At 71.6% G+C, this 15,321-nt stretch carries 16 protein-coding genes; 10 read left to right on the forward strand and 6 right to left on the reverse strand.

The genetic code is table 11. The annotated features are described in order from the left end of the window. Positions 1–377: 2Fe-2S iron-sulfur cluster-binding protein (locus Q0L54_RS06050; protein WP_296666240.1), on the reverse strand; the 377-nt coding region annotated here is incomplete at its 3' end. After that, positions 374–1,204 (reverse strand): FAD binding domain-containing protein, encoded by an 831-nt coding sequence (locus tag Q0L54_RS06055; protein WP_296666241.1) that lies wholly within the window; start codon positions 1,202–1,204, stop codon positions 374–376. The genes Q0L54_RS06055 and Q0L54_RS06050, both read right to left, overlap by 4 nt. Before the next feature lie 230 nt (positions 1,205–1,434). Between Q0L54_RS06055 and Q0L54_RS06060 the strand changes: the two genes are divergently transcribed. Genes Q0L54_RS06060 through Q0L54_RS06080 form a run of 5 tightly spaced genes read left to right on the forward strand, consistent with a single transcriptional unit; the run spans position 1,435 to position 5,616 of the window. Beyond that, complete coding sequence (locus tag Q0L54_RS06060) at positions 1,435–2,517, forward strand: ABC transporter substrate-binding protein (protein ID WP_296666242.1); 1,083 nt, start codon at positions 1,435–1,437, stop codon at positions 2,515–2,517. A 15-nt stretch (positions 2,518–2,532) separates the two neighbouring features. Continuing rightward, on the forward strand, positions 2,533–3,357 hold the full coding sequence (locus Q0L54_RS06065) for an ABC transporter ATP-binding protein (protein ID WP_296666244.1): 825 nt from the start codon (positions 2,533–2,535) through the stop codon (positions 3,355–3,357). Continuing rightward, positions 3,357–4,151, forward strand: a complete 795-nt coding sequence (locus Q0L54_RS06070) for an ABC transporter permease (protein ID WP_296666246.1) — start codon at positions 3,357–3,359, stop codon at positions 4,149–4,151. The genes Q0L54_RS06065 and Q0L54_RS06070 overlap by 1 nt, the downstream gene beginning before the upstream one ends. Continuing rightward, positions 4,151–5,026 (forward strand): ABC transporter permease, encoded by an 876-nt coding sequence (locus tag Q0L54_RS06075; protein WP_296666248.1) that lies wholly within the window; start codon positions 4,151–4,153, stop codon positions 5,024–5,026. Before Q0L54_RS06070 ends, Q0L54_RS06075 begins: the two co-directional genes overlap by 1 nt. 2 nt (positions 5,027–5,028) lie before the next feature. Beyond that, the gene (locus tag Q0L54_RS06080; protein WP_296666250.1) at positions 5,029–5,616 is read left to right on the forward strand and encodes an XRE family transcriptional regulator; all 588 of its coding nucleotides are present in this window, start codon (positions 5,029–5,031) and stop codon (positions 5,614–5,616) included. An 81-nt stretch (positions 5,617–5,697) separates the two neighbouring features. Here the strand turns inward: Q0L54_RS06080 and Q0L54_RS06085 are convergent, their stop codons facing one another. From Q0L54_RS06085 to Q0L54_RS06100, 4 genes are read right to left on the reverse strand one after another with little or no spacing between them, the layout of a single operon-like run. After that, positions 5,698–8,052 (reverse strand): excinuclease ABC subunit UvrA, encoded by a 2,355-nt coding sequence (locus Q0L54_RS06085; RefSeq protein WP_296666251.1) that lies wholly within the window; start codon positions 8,050–8,052, stop codon positions 5,698–5,700. Between the two features lie 21 nt (positions 8,053–8,073). Continuing rightward, on the reverse strand, positions 8,074–9,438 hold the full coding sequence (locus tag Q0L54_RS06090; protein ID WP_296666252.1) for an 8-oxoguanine deaminase: 1,365 nt from the start codon (positions 9,436–9,438) through the stop codon (positions 8,074–8,076). 43 nt (positions 9,439–9,481) lie between these two features. Continuing rightward, positions 9,482–9,709 (reverse strand): hypothetical protein, encoded by a 228-nt coding sequence (locus tag Q0L54_RS06095; protein WP_296666253.1) that lies wholly within the window; start codon positions 9,707–9,709, stop codon positions 9,482–9,484. Between the two features lie 57 nt (positions 9,710–9,766). Next, positions 9,767–10,642 carry a M15 family metallopeptidase gene (locus Q0L54_RS06100; protein WP_296666254.1) on the reverse strand — a complete coding sequence of 292 codons (876 nt, stop codon included), beginning with the start codon at positions 10,640–10,642 and terminating at the stop codon, positions 9,767–9,769. 83 nt (positions 10,643–10,725) lie between these two features. Between Q0L54_RS06100 and ligA the strand changes: the two genes are divergently transcribed. The 5 genes from ligA to gatA form a co-directional block, all read left to right on the forward strand. Then, positions 10,726–12,834, forward strand: coding sequence for an NAD-dependent DNA ligase LigA (ligA, locus tag Q0L54_RS06105; protein WP_296666256.1), 2,109 nt, complete (start codon positions 10,726–10,728; stop codon positions 12,832–12,834). An 88-nt stretch (positions 12,835–12,922) separates the two neighbouring features. Continuing rightward, on the forward strand, positions 12,923–13,150 hold the full coding sequence (locus tag Q0L54_RS06110) for a hypothetical protein (RefSeq protein WP_296666258.1): 228 nt from the start codon (positions 12,923–12,925) through the stop codon (positions 13,148–13,150). Next, positions 13,147–13,725 carry a GNAT family N-acetyltransferase gene (locus Q0L54_RS06115; RefSeq protein ID WP_296666259.1) on the forward strand — a complete coding sequence of 193 codons (579 nt, stop codon included), beginning with the start codon at positions 13,147–13,149 and terminating at the stop codon, positions 13,723–13,725. Before Q0L54_RS06110 ends, Q0L54_RS06115 begins: the two co-directional genes overlap by 4 nt. Before the next feature lie 39 nt (positions 13,726–13,764). Then, positions 13,765–14,064 carry an Asp-tRNA(Asn)/Glu-tRNA(Gln) amidotransferase subunit GatC gene (gatC, locus tag Q0L54_RS06120; RefSeq protein WP_296666261.1) on the forward strand — a complete coding sequence of 100 codons (300 nt, stop codon included), beginning with the start codon at positions 13,765–13,767 and terminating at the stop codon, positions 14,062–14,064. Next, the coding region (gatA, locus tag Q0L54_RS06125) for an Asp-tRNA(Asn)/Glu-tRNA(Gln) amidotransferase subunit GatA (RefSeq protein WP_296666262.1) at positions 14,061–15,321 on the forward strand (1,261 nt) is incomplete at its 3' end. The genes gatC and gatA, both read left to right, overlap by 4 nt.

A 15,321-nucleotide genomic window follows, 5' to 3' on the forward strand; every position in this document is an offset into this window, starting at 1 on the left:
CAGAGGTTGCCCTTGAGGCGCCTCTCGAGGTCGGGCAGGTCCTGCTCGGTGAGGGTCGACGCGGTGACCGCGAGCCCCGGGGTGCAGAAGCCGCATTGGAAGCCGAAGTGCTCGACCAGCGCCTCCTGCACCGGGTGAAGCTCGCCCTCGGGGGCCAGCCCCGCGGCCGTGGTGACCGCGCGGCCGTCGGCGCGCGCGGCGGGATACAGGCAGGAGTGGACCGGCGTGCCGTCGACCAGCACGCTGCACGCGCCGCAGTCGCCGGCGTCGCAGCCCTTCTTCACCTCGAACCGCCCCTGCTCGCGCAGGAACGTGCGCAGGCACTGGCCCGCGGCGGGGTCGCCCTCCACGGGCGTGCCGTCGACCTCGATCCTCATGACGCGTCCTCGCGGCCGCCCGCGCCGCTCGACAGTTCCTCGACCACCTGGGCGGCGAGCAGCCCGGCCAGGTGGCGGCGCCAATCGGCCGAACCCAGCGGGTCCGTGTAGAAGCCCTCCCCGGCGCGCGCATCGTCGCTCGCCTGTGTCGCCGCGGGCGGGGAGTCGTAGCGGAGCACGGTGGGCGTGAGCGTCGCGGCGGTGACCACCACCACCGTGCGCCCGTCGCGGTGCATGCGGCCCGTGACCACGGCGCCGGAGCGGCCCAGCTCCGCGAGCGCCACCTTCCGCAGCGCGGTGCGGGCGGCCAGCGCGTCCCCGCCGATGCGCACCTCCCGCACCAGCTCGCCGTGGGCGAGCGCGGTGGTGCCGTTGCCCGTGGGCAGGTCCGCCACGGGGACGATGCGGTGGTCGCCGGCGGGCGTCCACACCACGGCCTGGGCATCGAGCGTGGCGCACGCGGCCAGCATCGCGGCCGCCGAGTAGGACCGGCAGATGTTGCCGACCACGGTGGCCTCGTTCCAGATCTTGAAGCTCGCCAGCAGCGAGTGCGCTGCCTGCGCGAACAGGGGCTGCGCCGTCCACCCGGGCCGCGCCGGCAAGGCCAGCAGGCGAGCGATGGTGCACGTCGCGCCGATGGTGAGTCCCGCATCGTCCACCACCAGGGGCTCCCACGGCATCCCGGCGAGGTCGACGAGCCCCGTGACGTCACGATTGGGCTCGGAGAAGAGCCAGGTACCGCCGGCGAGGAAACGCTCGCCGGGCGCGAGGGAGAGGTCCGCGCGGCTGCGTGCCACGCGGTAGGACGTGACTGCGGTGAGGTCCAACGTTCCTCCCTCCGTGGCCGCTCGGTCCCGCGAGTCTGCCACGGGCGAATGTCACGTTTGTGTCAAGAACCCACGAATTTACGAGGGCGAAACACAAGGGCGCATGTTCATGAAATCTACATTCCCTAGCCTCGCTCGTGACGCACCCGGGCAACGGCCCGGCCGGCGGCGAGGATGCCACCCCACGGTTCACTGTCGGTTGCGGCGTCCACTCTCAGAGGGAGAAGCACATGGGTTTCACGTTCGGTAGCACCGGGCGCCGCGCCGCCGCCACCGCCGCGGCGGCCGTCGCGGCGTTCGCGCTCGCGGCCTGCTCGTCCGGCGGTTCAGACGTCGAGGCGAGCGGCGTGGCCGCGGGCGAGGAGATGGCGTCCTACGGCGACCTCACCCTCCAGCTGTCCTGGATCAAGAACGAGGAGTTCTCGGGCGAGTTCTTCGCCGACTCCTCGGGCTACTTCACCGAGGCAGGCTTCGACTCCGTCGAGCTGGTCCCCGGCCCGTCCACCGGCGTCGCGGAGCTGCTCTCCGGCACCGCTGACGTCGCGCTGTCCGACGCCGTCTCGATCGGCTCGGCCGTCGCCGCGGAGGGCGCGCCGCTCAAGATCATCGGCACCACCTACCAGAAGAACCCGTTCACGGTGTTGTCGCTGGCGGACGGCGGCAACATCGTCACCGCCCAGGACATGATCGGCAAGAAGATCGGCGTCCAGGACTCCAACACGGCGCTGTTCATGGCGCTGCTCGCCGCGAACGGCATCTCGCCCGACGACCTCGAGATCGTGCCGGTGCAGTACGACCCGGCGCCGCTCACCAACGGCGAGGTCGACGGCTTCATCGCCTACCTCACCAACGAGTCCATCACCGTCGGGGCCGCCGGCTACGACACCGTGGACCTGCCGTTCGCGGACAACGGCCTGCCGTTCGTCGCGGAGACCTTCACCGTGACCGACGACGCGATCGCGAACAACCGCGAGGCGCTCAAGGCGTTCCTGGTGGCGGAGATCAAGGGTTGGTCCGACGCGGTCAACGACCCGGAGGAGGGCGCTCGCCTCGCCTACGAGGAGTACGGCGTGGACCTGGAGCTGATCCCCGAGAACTCGATCGCCGGCGCGGTGGCGCAGGCGGAGAACCTGGTGGTCTCCTCGGAGACGGCCGCGAACGGGCTGTTCACGATCTCGGACGCCCTGCAGGCGTCCACGATCGCGTCGCTCGCCGGTGCCGGCATCGTGCTGGCCCCGGAGGACCTCTTCGACCTCAGCCTGCTGGCCGAGGTGTACGAGGAGAACCCCGACCTGGTCGCCTACGCGGGCTGATCTGCGGATCCCATCGTGACCCACGTCACCCAGACCGGTGCCCGGGGCGAGTCCGCCCCGGGCACCGGCCTGCAGATCTCCGGCCTCAACAAGGTCTTCTCCTCGGGGAGCAAGACCGTCACCGCGCTCCAGGACGCGAACCTGCACACGGACCGGGGATCGTTCCTGGCCCTGCTGGGGCCGTCCGGCTGCGGCAAGTCCACGATCCTGCGCATCCTCGCGGGCCTCGAGCAGCCCACGAGCGGCAGCACCCGCGTCGACGGGCGCAGCCCCAAGGACCTGCGCGCCTACAACGAGCTCGGCATCGCCTTCCAGGACGCGGCGCTGCTCCCGTGGCGCTCCGTCTACGCCAACATCAAGCTTCCCTTCGAGGTAGCGGGCAAGCCCGTGGACCGCGACTACGTCGAGGAGCTCATCGAGCTGGTGGGCCTCTCGGGATTCGAGAAGGCCAAGCCGGCGCAGCTGTCCGGCGGCATGCGTCAGCGCGTCTCCATCGCGCGGGCGCTGGTGCTCAAGCCCTCGGTGCTGCTGCTCGACGAGCCGTTCGGCGCGCTCGACGACATGACGCGTCAGCGGCTCAACCTCGAGCTCATGCGCATCCTCGCGGCCAAGCCCGCGACCACGCTCCTGGTCACCCACGGCATCACGGAGGCGATCTTCCTCGCTGATCAGGTGGCCGTGATGAGCCCGCGGCCGGGCCGCGTCAAGGAGGTCATGCAGATCGACCTCCCGCGCCCCCGCACGCCCGATATCCAGCGCAGCCCCGAGTTCCACGCCTACGTGGACCAGGCCTCCGAGCTGCTGTTCGGCGTCGGCGGAGCCGCGGTCGAGGATCACTGATGGAGCGTCGCCTCCCGCCATGGGCCACGGCCACCCTTAGCGCTCTGGTGCTGGTCGCGGCCTGGTGGATCTCCTCCGTGACGATCTTCGCGAACGTCGGCTCCGGCGACACCAAGGCGATCCCCACGCCGCTGCAGGTGATCCGCGAGTGGGGCGAGGTGGGCTTCGACTTCTACGTCACCCACTTCTCCGTCACGCTCGCCGAGGCGGCGCAGGGGTACCTGTGGGGCAACGGACTCGCGCTGGTGCTCGCCGCGGCGGTGATGGTGGTGCCGCGCCTCGAGGGCGCCGTGATGCAGCTGGCGGTCATCACGTACTGCATCCCCATCGTCGCGATCGGCCCGCTGATGGTCCTCATCTTCCCCGTGCCGTCGAAGGGTGAGCCCTCGGGCACCGCGATCTTCATGGCGGCGCTGAGCGTGTTCTTCACCACCGTGGTGGGCTCCCTCCTGGGCCTGCATGCGGCGGACAAGGCCAGCCTGGACCTGGTCAACGTCTACGGCGGCTCCAAGTTCACGCAGTTGCGCAAGGTGCGCGTGGTCGCGGCGCTGCCCGCGGTGCTGACCGCCCTCCAGATCGCCGTGCCTGCCGCCTTCCTGGGGGCAGTGCTGGGTGAGTACTTCGGCAAGGTCGAGACGGGGATCGGGCCCGCGATGGTGGTCGCCCAGCAGTCCCTCAACTCGCCTCGCGTGTGGGGACTCGCGCTGGCGTCCGGCGCCGTGGCGCTGCTGCTCTACCTGGCGGTGGGCCTGCTCACGCGTCTGTCGACCCCGTGGACGAGGGGAGCGGTCTGATGGCTGACACCACGCAGGCCCACGCGCCCACGCAGCATTCCGCGGAGCTCGCCGAGGCGGTGCGCCGGGAGGCGCGCAAGGCCACCCGCCGCGCGCTCACCTCGTCCGTGCTCACGTTCGTCCTCACCATCCTCACCGTGCTGGTCCTGTGGCAGGGCGCGTTGTGGCTGTCCGACCTCTCGCCCTATATCGCCAAGGGCCCCGTGGACGTGTGGAACTTCTTCTTCGTCGAAGAGGACGCGGCCGCGAACCGCGAGGAGATCATGTCGAACCTCGCGGTGACGCTGCGCGACGCCGCGATCGGCTTCTCCGCGGGACTGCTGCTCGCGCTGGTGGGTGCGATCGGATTCCGGCTGTCGAAGGGCTTCGAGCACGCCGTCATGCCCCTGGCTCTGCTGCTGCGTTCGGTGCCCCTCATCGCCTTCGCGCCCGTGATCATCATGATCTTCGGGCGCGAGTACGCCACGGTCGCGGTCATGGGCGGCATCGTGGTGTTGTTCCCCGCGCTGGTGAACATCGCGTTCGGCCTTCAGCAGGCCTCGACGCAGATGCTCGAGGTGGTGCAGGTCTACGGCGGCAGCCCGCTCAAGCAGCTCACCAAGGCGGCGCTTCCCGCGTCGCTGCCCGCCTTCTTCGCCGCCGTGCGCGTGTCCGTGCCCGGCGCCATCACCGGCGCCCTGCTCGCCGAGTGGCTCGCCACGGGCGGCGGCATCGGCGGCGTCATCAACGGCTATGCGACGTCGGCGAAGTTCGACGAGCTGTGGGCGTCGGTGGTGGTGGTCACCGGCGTCTCGCTGGTGCTCTACAACGTGGTGCAGATCCTCGAGAACACGGTGCTCGCCCGCATGGGCATGCATCCGGAGAAGAGGGTGTAGCGGTGCACGGCACCCACGGCGACGCCGTCCTCGATACCGCGTCCGTCAGGCTGGGCGCGCGGCTGCGCGAGCTGCGCCGGTCGCGAGGCCTCACGCTGGTCCAGCTCGCGGACGCGACGGGCCTCTCGCACCCGTTCCTCAGCCAGGTCGAGCGCGGGCTCGCCAACCTGTCGCTGCAGTCGCTGCGGCGCATCGCGGTGGCGCTCGAGACCAGCCCCGTCGAGCTGGTCGCGGCGGCGGAGGATGCCGACGGCACGCCGTTGCCCAAGGTCGAGGTGGTGCGCTCGGGGGCCAGGCGTGCCACGCCCGACGGGTTCGCGCGCGGCACCGCTCACACCCTGGTGCGAGGTCCGCGGCCCTTCACCCCCATCGTGGTCGACTCCGACGCCAGGGAGCCCGGCGACACGTTCGTCCACGCGGAGGACGAGTTCGTGCACGTCCTCGACGGCGCGGCCGTGGTCGAGACCGACGGCAGGCCGCACGAGCTTGGCACTGGCGACTCGATCTACTACGCCGGGGGAGTCCGTCACCGGTGGTGGTCCACCACCGGCGCGTACCGCCTTCTGGTGGTCAAGCAGCAGGTGCGCTGAGGGAGGCGGCAGGCGGGCTGAGGGCGCCTGCCGCCGCGGGGTGACCGAGCGACGAGGCTCGGCACCCCTTGCCGGCAGTCCTCAGGACGCCACGTAGGCGGCGAGGTGCTCGCCCGTCAGCGTCGACCGGTCCGCGATGAGCGCCGCCGGAGTCCCCTCGAACACCACACGCCCGCCGTCGTGGCCCGCGCCGGGGCCCAGGTCGATGATCCAGTCGGCGTGCGCCATCACCGCCTGGTGGTGCTCGATGACCATGACCGACCTGCCGGCGTCGACCAGCCGGTCCAGCAGCGCCAGGAGGTTCTCGACGTCGGCAAGATGCAGGCCCGTGGTGGGCTCGTCGAGCACGAACATGCCTCCCGGCTCGCCGATGGTGACGGCGAGCTTGAGGCGCTGGCGCTCGCCGCCCGAGAGCGTGGTGAGCGGCTGGCCCAGCTTCACGTAGCCGAGTCCTACATCGGCGAGGCGGCTCAGGATCGCGTGGGCGGCCGGCAGGCGGCTCTCGCCGTCGGCGAAGAACGCCTCGGCCTCCGCCACCGACATGCCGAGCACCTCGGCGATGTTCCTGCCGCCCAGCGTGTACTCGAGCACCGCCGCCTGGAATCGCCGTCCCTCGCACTCCTCGCACACGGTCTCGACGGTGTCCATGAAGCCCAGCTCCGTGTAGATCAGCCCGGCGCCGTTGCACACGGGGCAGGCGCCTTCCGAGTTGGCGCTGAACAGCGCGGGCTTGACGCCGTTCGCCTTGGCGAAGGCCTTGCGGATGGGCTCGAGGAGCCCGGTGTACGTCGCGGGATTGCTGCGCCGGGACCCGCGGATCGCGGCCTGGTCCACGGTGACCACGCCCTCGCGCGGCGACACGGAGCCATGGATGAGCGAGCTCTTTCCCGAGCCCGCGACGCCGGTGACCACCACGAGCACGCCCAGCGGGATGTCCACGTCGAGGTCCTGGAGGTTATGGGACGATGCGCCGCGCACCTCGAGCGTGCCGGTGGCCTTCCTCACGGACGCCTTGAGGGTTGCGCGATCGCTGAGGTGCCGCCCCGTGAGGGTGTCCGCGCCGCGCAACTCCTCGACGGTGCCCTCGAACACCACCTCCCCGCCGTCGGAGCCGGCGCCGGGCCCCAGGTCCACCACGCGGTCCGCGATGGCGATCGCCTCGGGCTTGTGCTCGACCACCAGGACGGTGTTGCCCTTGTCGCGCAGCCGGAGCAGCAGGCCGTTCATGCGCTGGATGTCGTGCGGGTGGAGTCCGATGGTGGGCTCGTCGAACACGTAGGTGATGTCGGTGAGCGCGGAGCCCAGGTGGCGGATCATCTTGGTCCGCTGCGCCTCGCCGCCGGACAGCGTGCCGGACGGGCGGTCGAGCGACAGGTAGCCGAGCCCGATCTCGACGAACGAGTCGAGAAGATGCCCCAGGCTTGCGAGCAGCGGGCCCGCCGAGGGCTCGTCCAACCCGCGCACCCACCCCGCAAGGTCGGTGATCTGCATAGCGCACGCGTCCGCGATGCTCACGCCGGCGATCCGCGAACGCCGGGCGCCCTCGGCCAGCCGTGTCCCCCCGCAGTCCGGGCACACGGCGAACACCACGGCGCGCTCGACGAACGCCCGGATGTGCGGCTGCATGGCGTCGACGTCCTTGGACAGCATCGACTTCTGGATCTTGGGGACCAGTCCCTCGTAGGTGAGGTTCATGGCCTCCATGCGCACCTTGCGCGGCAGCCCGTGAAGGAACTCGTCGCGCTGCTTCTTGGTGAACGTCGCGATCGGCACGTCGAGCGGCACCACGGCGCCGAACACGCGCACGTACCAGCCGTCGGCGGTGTAGCCGGGGATGGTGATGGCGCCGTCGGCGAGCGACTTCGACTCGTCGAAGAGCTGGGTGAGGTCGATGTCGGCGACGTTGCCCATGCCCTCGCACCGCGGGCACATGCCGCCCACCACGTGGTACTCGCGGCGCTGCGCCATCTGCGCGCCCTTCTCCGCCTTCATCTGTCCCGTCCCGGATGCTGACGGCACGTTGAAGGAGTAGGCCTGCGGCGAGCCGATGTGGGGATCGCCCAGGCGCGAGAACAGGATCCGCAGCAGGGCGTTGGCGTCGGTGACGGTCCCCACGGTCGAGCGCGAGTTCGCGCCCATCCGCTCCTGGTCCACGATGATCGCCGTGGTGAGTCCCTCGAGGACGTCGACCTCCGGTCGCGCCAGCGTGGGCATGAAGCCCTGCACGAAGGCGCTGTACGTCTCGTTGATCATGCGCTGCGACTCGGCGGCGATGGTGTCGAAGACCAGGGAGCTCTTGCCGGAGCCCGACACCCCGGTGAACACCGTGAGCCGCCGCTTGGGCAGGTCGAGCGAGACGTCGCGCAGGTTGTTCTCGCGCGCCCCCCGCACCCGGATCACGTCGTGGCTGTCCGCCGGACCTGGCGTGGTTGTCATGGTGCCTCCCCGGGGTGGAATCTACCCGCGACCCGCGAGCCGCGCGGCCGCGGCGACCACGCGTCGTGAGATCTCGTCCTCGTCCGCGGTGGTGAGGCGCCCGCCGGACACCACCTCGCGACCCTGCACCAGCATCGTCCTCACGCGCGGTAGCGATCCCAGCCCGAGCGCCGCTACGGGATCCGCGATCCCGGCGTGCTCGACCTCGCCCAACTCCCACAGCACCACGTCGGCGAGCTTGCCGGGCTCCAGCGAGCCGATCTCCCGCTCGCGACCCAGGACCCGGGCCCCGCCCATGGTTGCCAGGCGCAGCGCGTCGCGCACGGGCATGGCGGTGGCGCCGTCGCGCAGCCGCGACAGCAGCGCGGCCTGGCGGATCTCGGAGCCCAGCCGGCCGTGCTCGTTCGACGCGGCGCCGTCGACGCCCAGGCCCACGGGGACGCCCGCGGACACCATGGCCCGCACGGGAGCGATGCCGGCCGCCAGGCGGGCGTTGGACGAGGGGCAGTGAGCGACGCCGGTGCCGGTCCGGGCGAACCGCGCCACGTCCTCGGGGGACAGGTGCACGCAGTGCGCCATCCACACATCCGAGCCCAGCCAGCCCACGGAGTCGAGGTAGTCGGTGGGGGACATCCCGAAGCGCTCGCGGCAGAACGCCTCCTCCTCGACCGTCTCGGCGCCGTGGGTGTGCAGCCGCACGCCCAGGTCGCGGGCCAGAGTGGCGGATTCGCGCAGCAGGTCCGCGGTCACCGTGAACGGCGAGCACGGCGCGATCGCCACGCGCACCATCGATTCGAAGGAGGCGTCGTGGTAGCGCGTCACGGCCTCGGCCGAGGCTGCCAGCGCGGCGCTGGTGGACTCGACGGCGAAGTCCGGAGGCAGCCCGCCATCGGACTCGCCCAGGTCCATCGAGCCGCGAGTCGCGTGCAGGCGCAGCCCCAGTTCCGAGGCCTCGTGCACGATCGCGCCCACGATGTCGCCGGAGCCGCGCGGGAAGATGTAGTGGTGGTCGCCCACCGTGGTGCACCCCGAGCGGGCCAGGACGGCCATCGCGCCCGCGGCCGCGTCGCCCGCCGAGTCCGCGTCGATGCGCGACCAGGTCGGGTACAGCGCCACCAGCCAGTCGAACAGGATCGAATCCTGCGCCCAGCCCCGCGTGAGCCACTGGTAGAGGTGGTGGTGCGTGTTGATGAGGCCGGGGGTGACCAGCGCACCCGCGGCGTCGATGGTCTGGATGGCCGCGTCGCGCATCTCGGGGGGCGCGGCGCCCTCGCCGAGCGCGACGATGCGCCCCTCGCGGATCGCGATCCACCCGTGCGGGATCTCGGTGTCGGCGGCGTCGACGGCCACGATGTGGCCGCCCTCGATGAGCGTCAGTCCTGCCATGCGGCGGTCTCCTCGCGCGTCCGGGGCCCGCCGCGGGAGGCGGTCATACCAGGGTAGTCGCCGGCGCGAACGCGGTGTTGACCACATTGGCGCCGCACAGCACCACGCCGATGCGGGCGCCGGGCTCCGGAACCCAGCGGCCGGTGAGGAGCGCGGCGAAGGGCGCGGCGACGATCCCGAGCGTGTCGCCCGGAATCTCGATCACTGGCGTGTGACGCACGTGGGGACCGATGGCCGCAGCGGCGGCCTGGATCTCATCGCGGGTGGGCACGTGGACGGTGATGGCACAAGTGTGGCGCCTCGGGGTCCCGGTCAGCCGGGCCTGGAGCTACAGGTCGTTGGCGGAGAAGTGCATCCAGTCGTCGAGGTCCGTCCACGACCCTCCCCACGCCCATCCGATCGCGTCGAAGTCGGCGATGGTCTGCGTCTGCGTCTCGATCATGCCCGGTCGCAGCCAGTCCCGGTCCAGGTAGGCGTCCGCGAGCTCCGGAAACACGTAGCCGTCCCGCCGCCACGGGTTGTGGAAGGGGTTGATGTCGAGCGCGAGCCCGCTCGCGTGCTGGGACCAGCGGTCGAAGCCGCCGGTGACCTTGCGGCACTCGAAGGAGATGGTGACGTTCTGGTCCCCGTAGTGCGCCCCGTTGACCTCCTCGGCCGTGGTGACGCGCATCTCCTCGATGGGGAAGCGGCGCTCGTACATCTGCTCGAACACCGTCACGATCGCGTCCGCGTGCGCCGCCGAGGTGAGCATCTCGCCGGTGTGCGGCTTGAGGTCGAAGCCCCAGAACGGCATGACCACGTAGGCGAGCTGGTCCGGGGTGACCGGGCACTCCGCGCTCCACGATGACCGCGCGAGCACGTCGTCGGGGATGGCGGTCACGCTCGCGAACCACGCGTCCGAGTCCGGGTCCGCCAGCGCGCTCGGCCGCGGCTCGAGGCGGCGGTCCACCAGCTCCGCGGGGGTCTCGCCCGGGTCCGCCAGGTCGTTGTCGTTCTTGGGCAGGGCGCGCGTGCCCAGCCATGCCGGACGGGCGAACGGGGTGGCGACCACCGTCACCGTGGGCGTCGGCGAGGGCTCCGCCGTGATGGTGGCGGTCGCGGTCACCGTCGCGCGCGGCTCGCTCGCCGCGCTCGCCGTGCAGCCGGCGAGCAGCACCGCCGCCGCGGCTGCGGCGGCGGAGGCGAGGACGATGCGTGACGGCACGCGACCAGGGTACCGGCGTCGCGCGCGGGGCTCGGGGCGGTTCTCCGGCCGCCGATGTCGGAGCGACGTGGTGGGATAGGGGCGTGACCGATCCTCGCGCCCGCCACCAGGAGCTCGTCCAGGACATCGAGGCCCACCGGCATGCGTACTACGCGGAGGATGCCCCCACGGTGTCCGACGCCGAGTACGACTCTCTCGAGCGCGAACTGCGCGAGCTCGAGGCTCGTCACCCCGAGCTGGCCACGCCCGAGAGCCCCACGCAGACGGTGGGCGGGGCGGTCGCCACCGGCTTCGCTTCCGTGGCGCATCGCGAGCGGATGATGAGCCTCGACAACGCGTTCTCCGTCGAGGACGTCGAGGCCTGGCTCGCGCGCGTCGAGAAGGAGGCGGGCCCGCAGCGCATCGTCTGCGAACCCAAGATCGACGGCCTGTCGATCTCGCTCACCTACGAGCGCGGCGAGCTCGTGCGCGGCGTCACCCGCGGCGACGGCACCACCGGCGAGGACGTCACGGCGAACGTGCTCACCATCGCCGGGCTGCCGCATCGGCTGGCCGGCGAGCACGTCCCCGGCCTGGTGGAGATCCGCGGCGAGGTGTTCCTGCCCGTCGCCGCCTTCGAGGAGCTCAACGCAGGCCTGCTCGAGGAGGGCAAGGCTCCCTACGCGAATCCGCGCAATACGGCGGCGGGATCGCTGCGCCAGAAGGACCCGTCCGTGACGGCGACACGGCCGCTCGCGGTGACCGCGTACGCCCTGGGCGCGCTGGACTGGGCCGGGACCGCCCCCGACCCCCGCGCATCGTCCCAGCACGGCATCTACGAGGTGCTCGCCTCGTGGGGGCTGCCCGTCACCGAGCACGCCCGCGTGGTAACCGGGGTGGCGGAGGTGGAGGCGTACCTCGCGGACCTCGAGGCGCGGCGTCACGCCATGATCCACGAGATCGACGGCGCCGTGCTCAAGGTCGAGGACCGCGCGGTCCAGGGCCGGCTCGGGTCCACCAGCCGTGCGCCGCGGTGGGCGATCGCGTACAAGTTTGCGCCCGAGGAGGTGCACACCACCCTCCTGGACATCCGCGTCGACGTGGGTCGCACCGGACGGGTGACGCCCTACGGCGTCATGACCCCGGTCACGGTCGCGGGATCCACCGTGACCTACGCCACGCTTCACAACGCCCACGAGGTGGCGCGCAAGGGCGTGCTCATCGGCGACACGGTGGTGCTGCGCAAGGCGGGCGACGTCATCCCCGAGATCGTGGGCCCGGTGGTCGCGGCACGCACCGGCGCGGAGCGCGCGTGGACGATGCCCGGTGAGTGTCCGTCCTGCGGCACGCCGCTGGCGGAGCAGAAGGAGGGCGACAAGGACCTGCGGTGCCCGAACTCCGAGCGCTGCCCCGCGCAGATCGTGGACCGGATCGCGTTCATCGGCTCGCGCGGCGCGCTCGACGTCGAGGTGCTGGGGGAGAAGGCGGCGCACGCGCTGGTCGAGTCGGGGGTGCTGGCGAACGAGGCGGGGCTGTTCGACCTCTCAGAAGAGGACCTACGCCGCGTGCCGCTGTTCACCTATGACGTCGACGAGAAGCTCACGCGGCGCCAGGTCGAGGCGGGGGTCGAGGGCCGCAGGGCTGGCGACGTCTCCGCCAACGGCCTCAAGCTGCTCGAGAACCTCGCGGGGGCGCGCAGCCAGCCGCTGTGGCGGGTGGTGGTCTCGCTGTCGATCCGCCACGTGGGGCCCACGGCGTCCCGGGCGCTTGCGACGGCGTTCGGTTCGATGGACGCCATCCGCGCGGCGAGCGAGCAGGACCTGGCAGCGGTCGACGGCGTGGGGTCCGTGATCGCCGAGTCCGTGCTCCAGTGGTTCGAGGTGCCCTGGCACGCGGAGATCGTCGACCGTTGGGCGGCCGCCGGGGTGCGGATGGAGGACGAGCGCGATGAGTCTGTGGTGCGCACCCTCGAGGGCCTCACGGTGGTGGCCACGGGGTCGCTCGAGGGCTTCACGCGCGACTCGGTGAAGGAGGCGATCATCTCTCGTGGCGGCAAGGCCGCGGCGTCGGTGTCGAAGAACACCGATTACGTGGTGGTGGGCGCCAACGCGGGCTCGAAGGCAGCGAAGGCGGACCAACTGGGCGTCCCCATTCTCGACGAGGCGGGGTTCGTGCGGCTCCTCGAGGTGGGGCCCGCGGCGCAAGCGGAGTAGACCGCTTCGGGGCGCCCGCGGCCCGGCAGGGCCGCTCCGGCATGGGTAGGCTAGAGGTGAACCGCCCAGCACCGACTCGGGAGGAATCATGAACGGCAGCGCAAGTCTCATCATCGGCATCGTCGCGGGCCTGGTCCTTCTTGTGACCGTGGTCGTGGTCATCGTCAACACGGCGCGGAGGAAGCCCGCACCGCCGGACGAGCCTCCCGGTCGCGGACCCACGGGCCAGCACCCGGACCCCGTCACGGGCACCCCCTCGGAGACGTCCACTCCCCACTACGACCGCCGCATCGACCCCAGCCAGGGGCCTCAGTGACGACGGCCGTGAGGGTGGTGACACCCGAGGAGAAGTCTCGGCTTCAGGAGATCGGCGAACTGACGGCCCTCGCCTACCTCGCGGACGGACTGGTCGACAACGCGCACCCCTTCGTCCCGCAGTTGCGCGATGCCGAGGCGCGCGCGCGGCACGCGGACCTGCTCGCGATGATCGACGGCGAGAAGGCCACCGGCGCGATCGTGGGCACTATCACGCTGGTCCCCCCGGGCAGCCCTTTCATCGAGTTCGCCCAGGACGGCGAGTTCGAGTTGCGCATGCTTGCCGTGTCGCCGATGGAGCGCGGCCGCGGCATCGGCCGCACCCTCACCCGGGCCGCGATGGACCGCGCCGTCGAGCAGGGCGCGCGGCGCATCGTGCTGTCCACCATGGACACCATGCACTCCGCTCACCGGCTCTACGAGCGGATGGGCTTCGCCCGGCGCGAGGACCTCGACTGGGTGGTCGAGGACAACGCCGATGGCACGGTGACCAAGGTGTCCCCGGAGCACCTCGAACAGGACCCGCCGTGCGCCCAGGAGCACGTGCGGCTGCTGGGCTACAGCTGGGAGCCGTGAGCCCGGAAGGCGCCCCGCACGGCCACTAGACTCGTCACCATGTCTTCCCTCGAACGATCCGATGTGGCGCGCCTGGCCGCGCTCGCCCGCATCGACATGACCGACGCCGACCTCGACCGTCTCTCGGGGCAACTTGCCGTGATCGTCGACGCCGTCGCCAAGGTGGCAGAGGTCGCCGGCGAGGACGTCCCGGCCACGAGCCACCCGATCCCCATGAGCAACGTGTACCGCGCGGATGAGGTCCGCCCGTCGCTGCCGCAGGCCGATGCCCTCGCCGCCGCCCCCCAGGCGGAGGACGGACGCTTCCGCGTCCCCCAGATCCTGGGGGAGGAGGCATGACCGACTGGACCCGCGCCACCGCGGCGCGCATGGTCGAGGCGCTCGCCGCCGGCGAGGTGAAGTCCGTCGAGCTGGTGCAAGCGCACCTGGACCGCATCGCGGCCGTCGACGGGCCGGTGCACGCGTTCCTCCACGTCGACGCCGAGGGCGCGCTCGAGACGGCGCGCGGCGTCGATGCCGACCGCGCCGCGGGCGTCCCGCTTCCGCGTCTGGCGGGCGTGCCGATCGGCATCAAGGACGTGCTGGTGACCAAGGGCCTGCCCACCACGGCGGGCTCGCGCATCCTCGAGGGCTGGATCCCGCCGTACGACGCGACCGTCACGCGCCGGGTGCGCGAGGCGCGGATGCCCATCCTGGGCAAGACCAACATGGACGAGTTCGCGATGGGCTCCTCGACCGAGCACTCGGGCTACGGACCCACGCACAACCCCTGGGACCTCGAGCGGATCCCGGGGGGCTCCGGCGGCGGCTCGGCCGCGGCGCTGGCGGCGTTCGAGGCGCCCCTCACCATCGGCTCGGACACGGGCGGCTCCATCCGCCAGCCCGCATCGGTCACGGCGACCGTGGGCGTCAAGCCCACCTACGGCGGCGTCTCCCGGTTCGGCGCCATCGCGCTGGCCTCCTCGCTCGACCAGCTGGGCCCGTGCGGACGCACCGTGCTCGACACGGCGATGCTCCACGAGGTCATGGGCGGTCACGACGAGATGGACGCCACGTCGCTCGATGAGCCCGTCCCCGGCTGCGTCGACGCGGCGCTCGCCGGCGCCTCGCAGGACCTCGCCGGCGTGCGCATCGGCGTGGTGAAGGAACTCTCGGGCGCGGACGGCGGCTATCAGGCCGGCGTCACCCAGCGCTTCGCCGAGTCGCTCGACCGGCTGCGCGCCATGGGCGCGGAGGTGGTCGAGGTCTCGTGCCCGTCCTTCGAGTACGCGCTCGCGGCGTACTACGTGATCTTGCCCTCCGAGGCCTCGTCGAACCTGGCGAAGTTCGACTCGGTGCGGTTCGGCCTGCGGGTCGAGAAGACCACCATCGAGCGCACCATGGCAGCCACGCGTGCCGAGGGCTTCGGCGACGAGGTCAAGCGGCGCATCATCCTGGGCACCTACGCGCTGTCGGCCGGCTACTACGACGCGTATTACGGCTCGGCGCAGAAGGTCCGCACCCTGGTGCAGCGCGACTTCGATGCGGCGTTCGAGCAGTGCGACGTCCTCGTGTCTCCCACCACGCCCACCACGCCGTTCAAGATCGGCGAGCGCA

It is taken from the genome of Demequina sp. (assembly GCF_024642165.1).
In the GTDB taxonomy this organism is placed as follows: domain Bacteria; phylum Actinomycetota; class Actinomycetes; order Actinomycetales; family Demequinaceae; genus Demequina.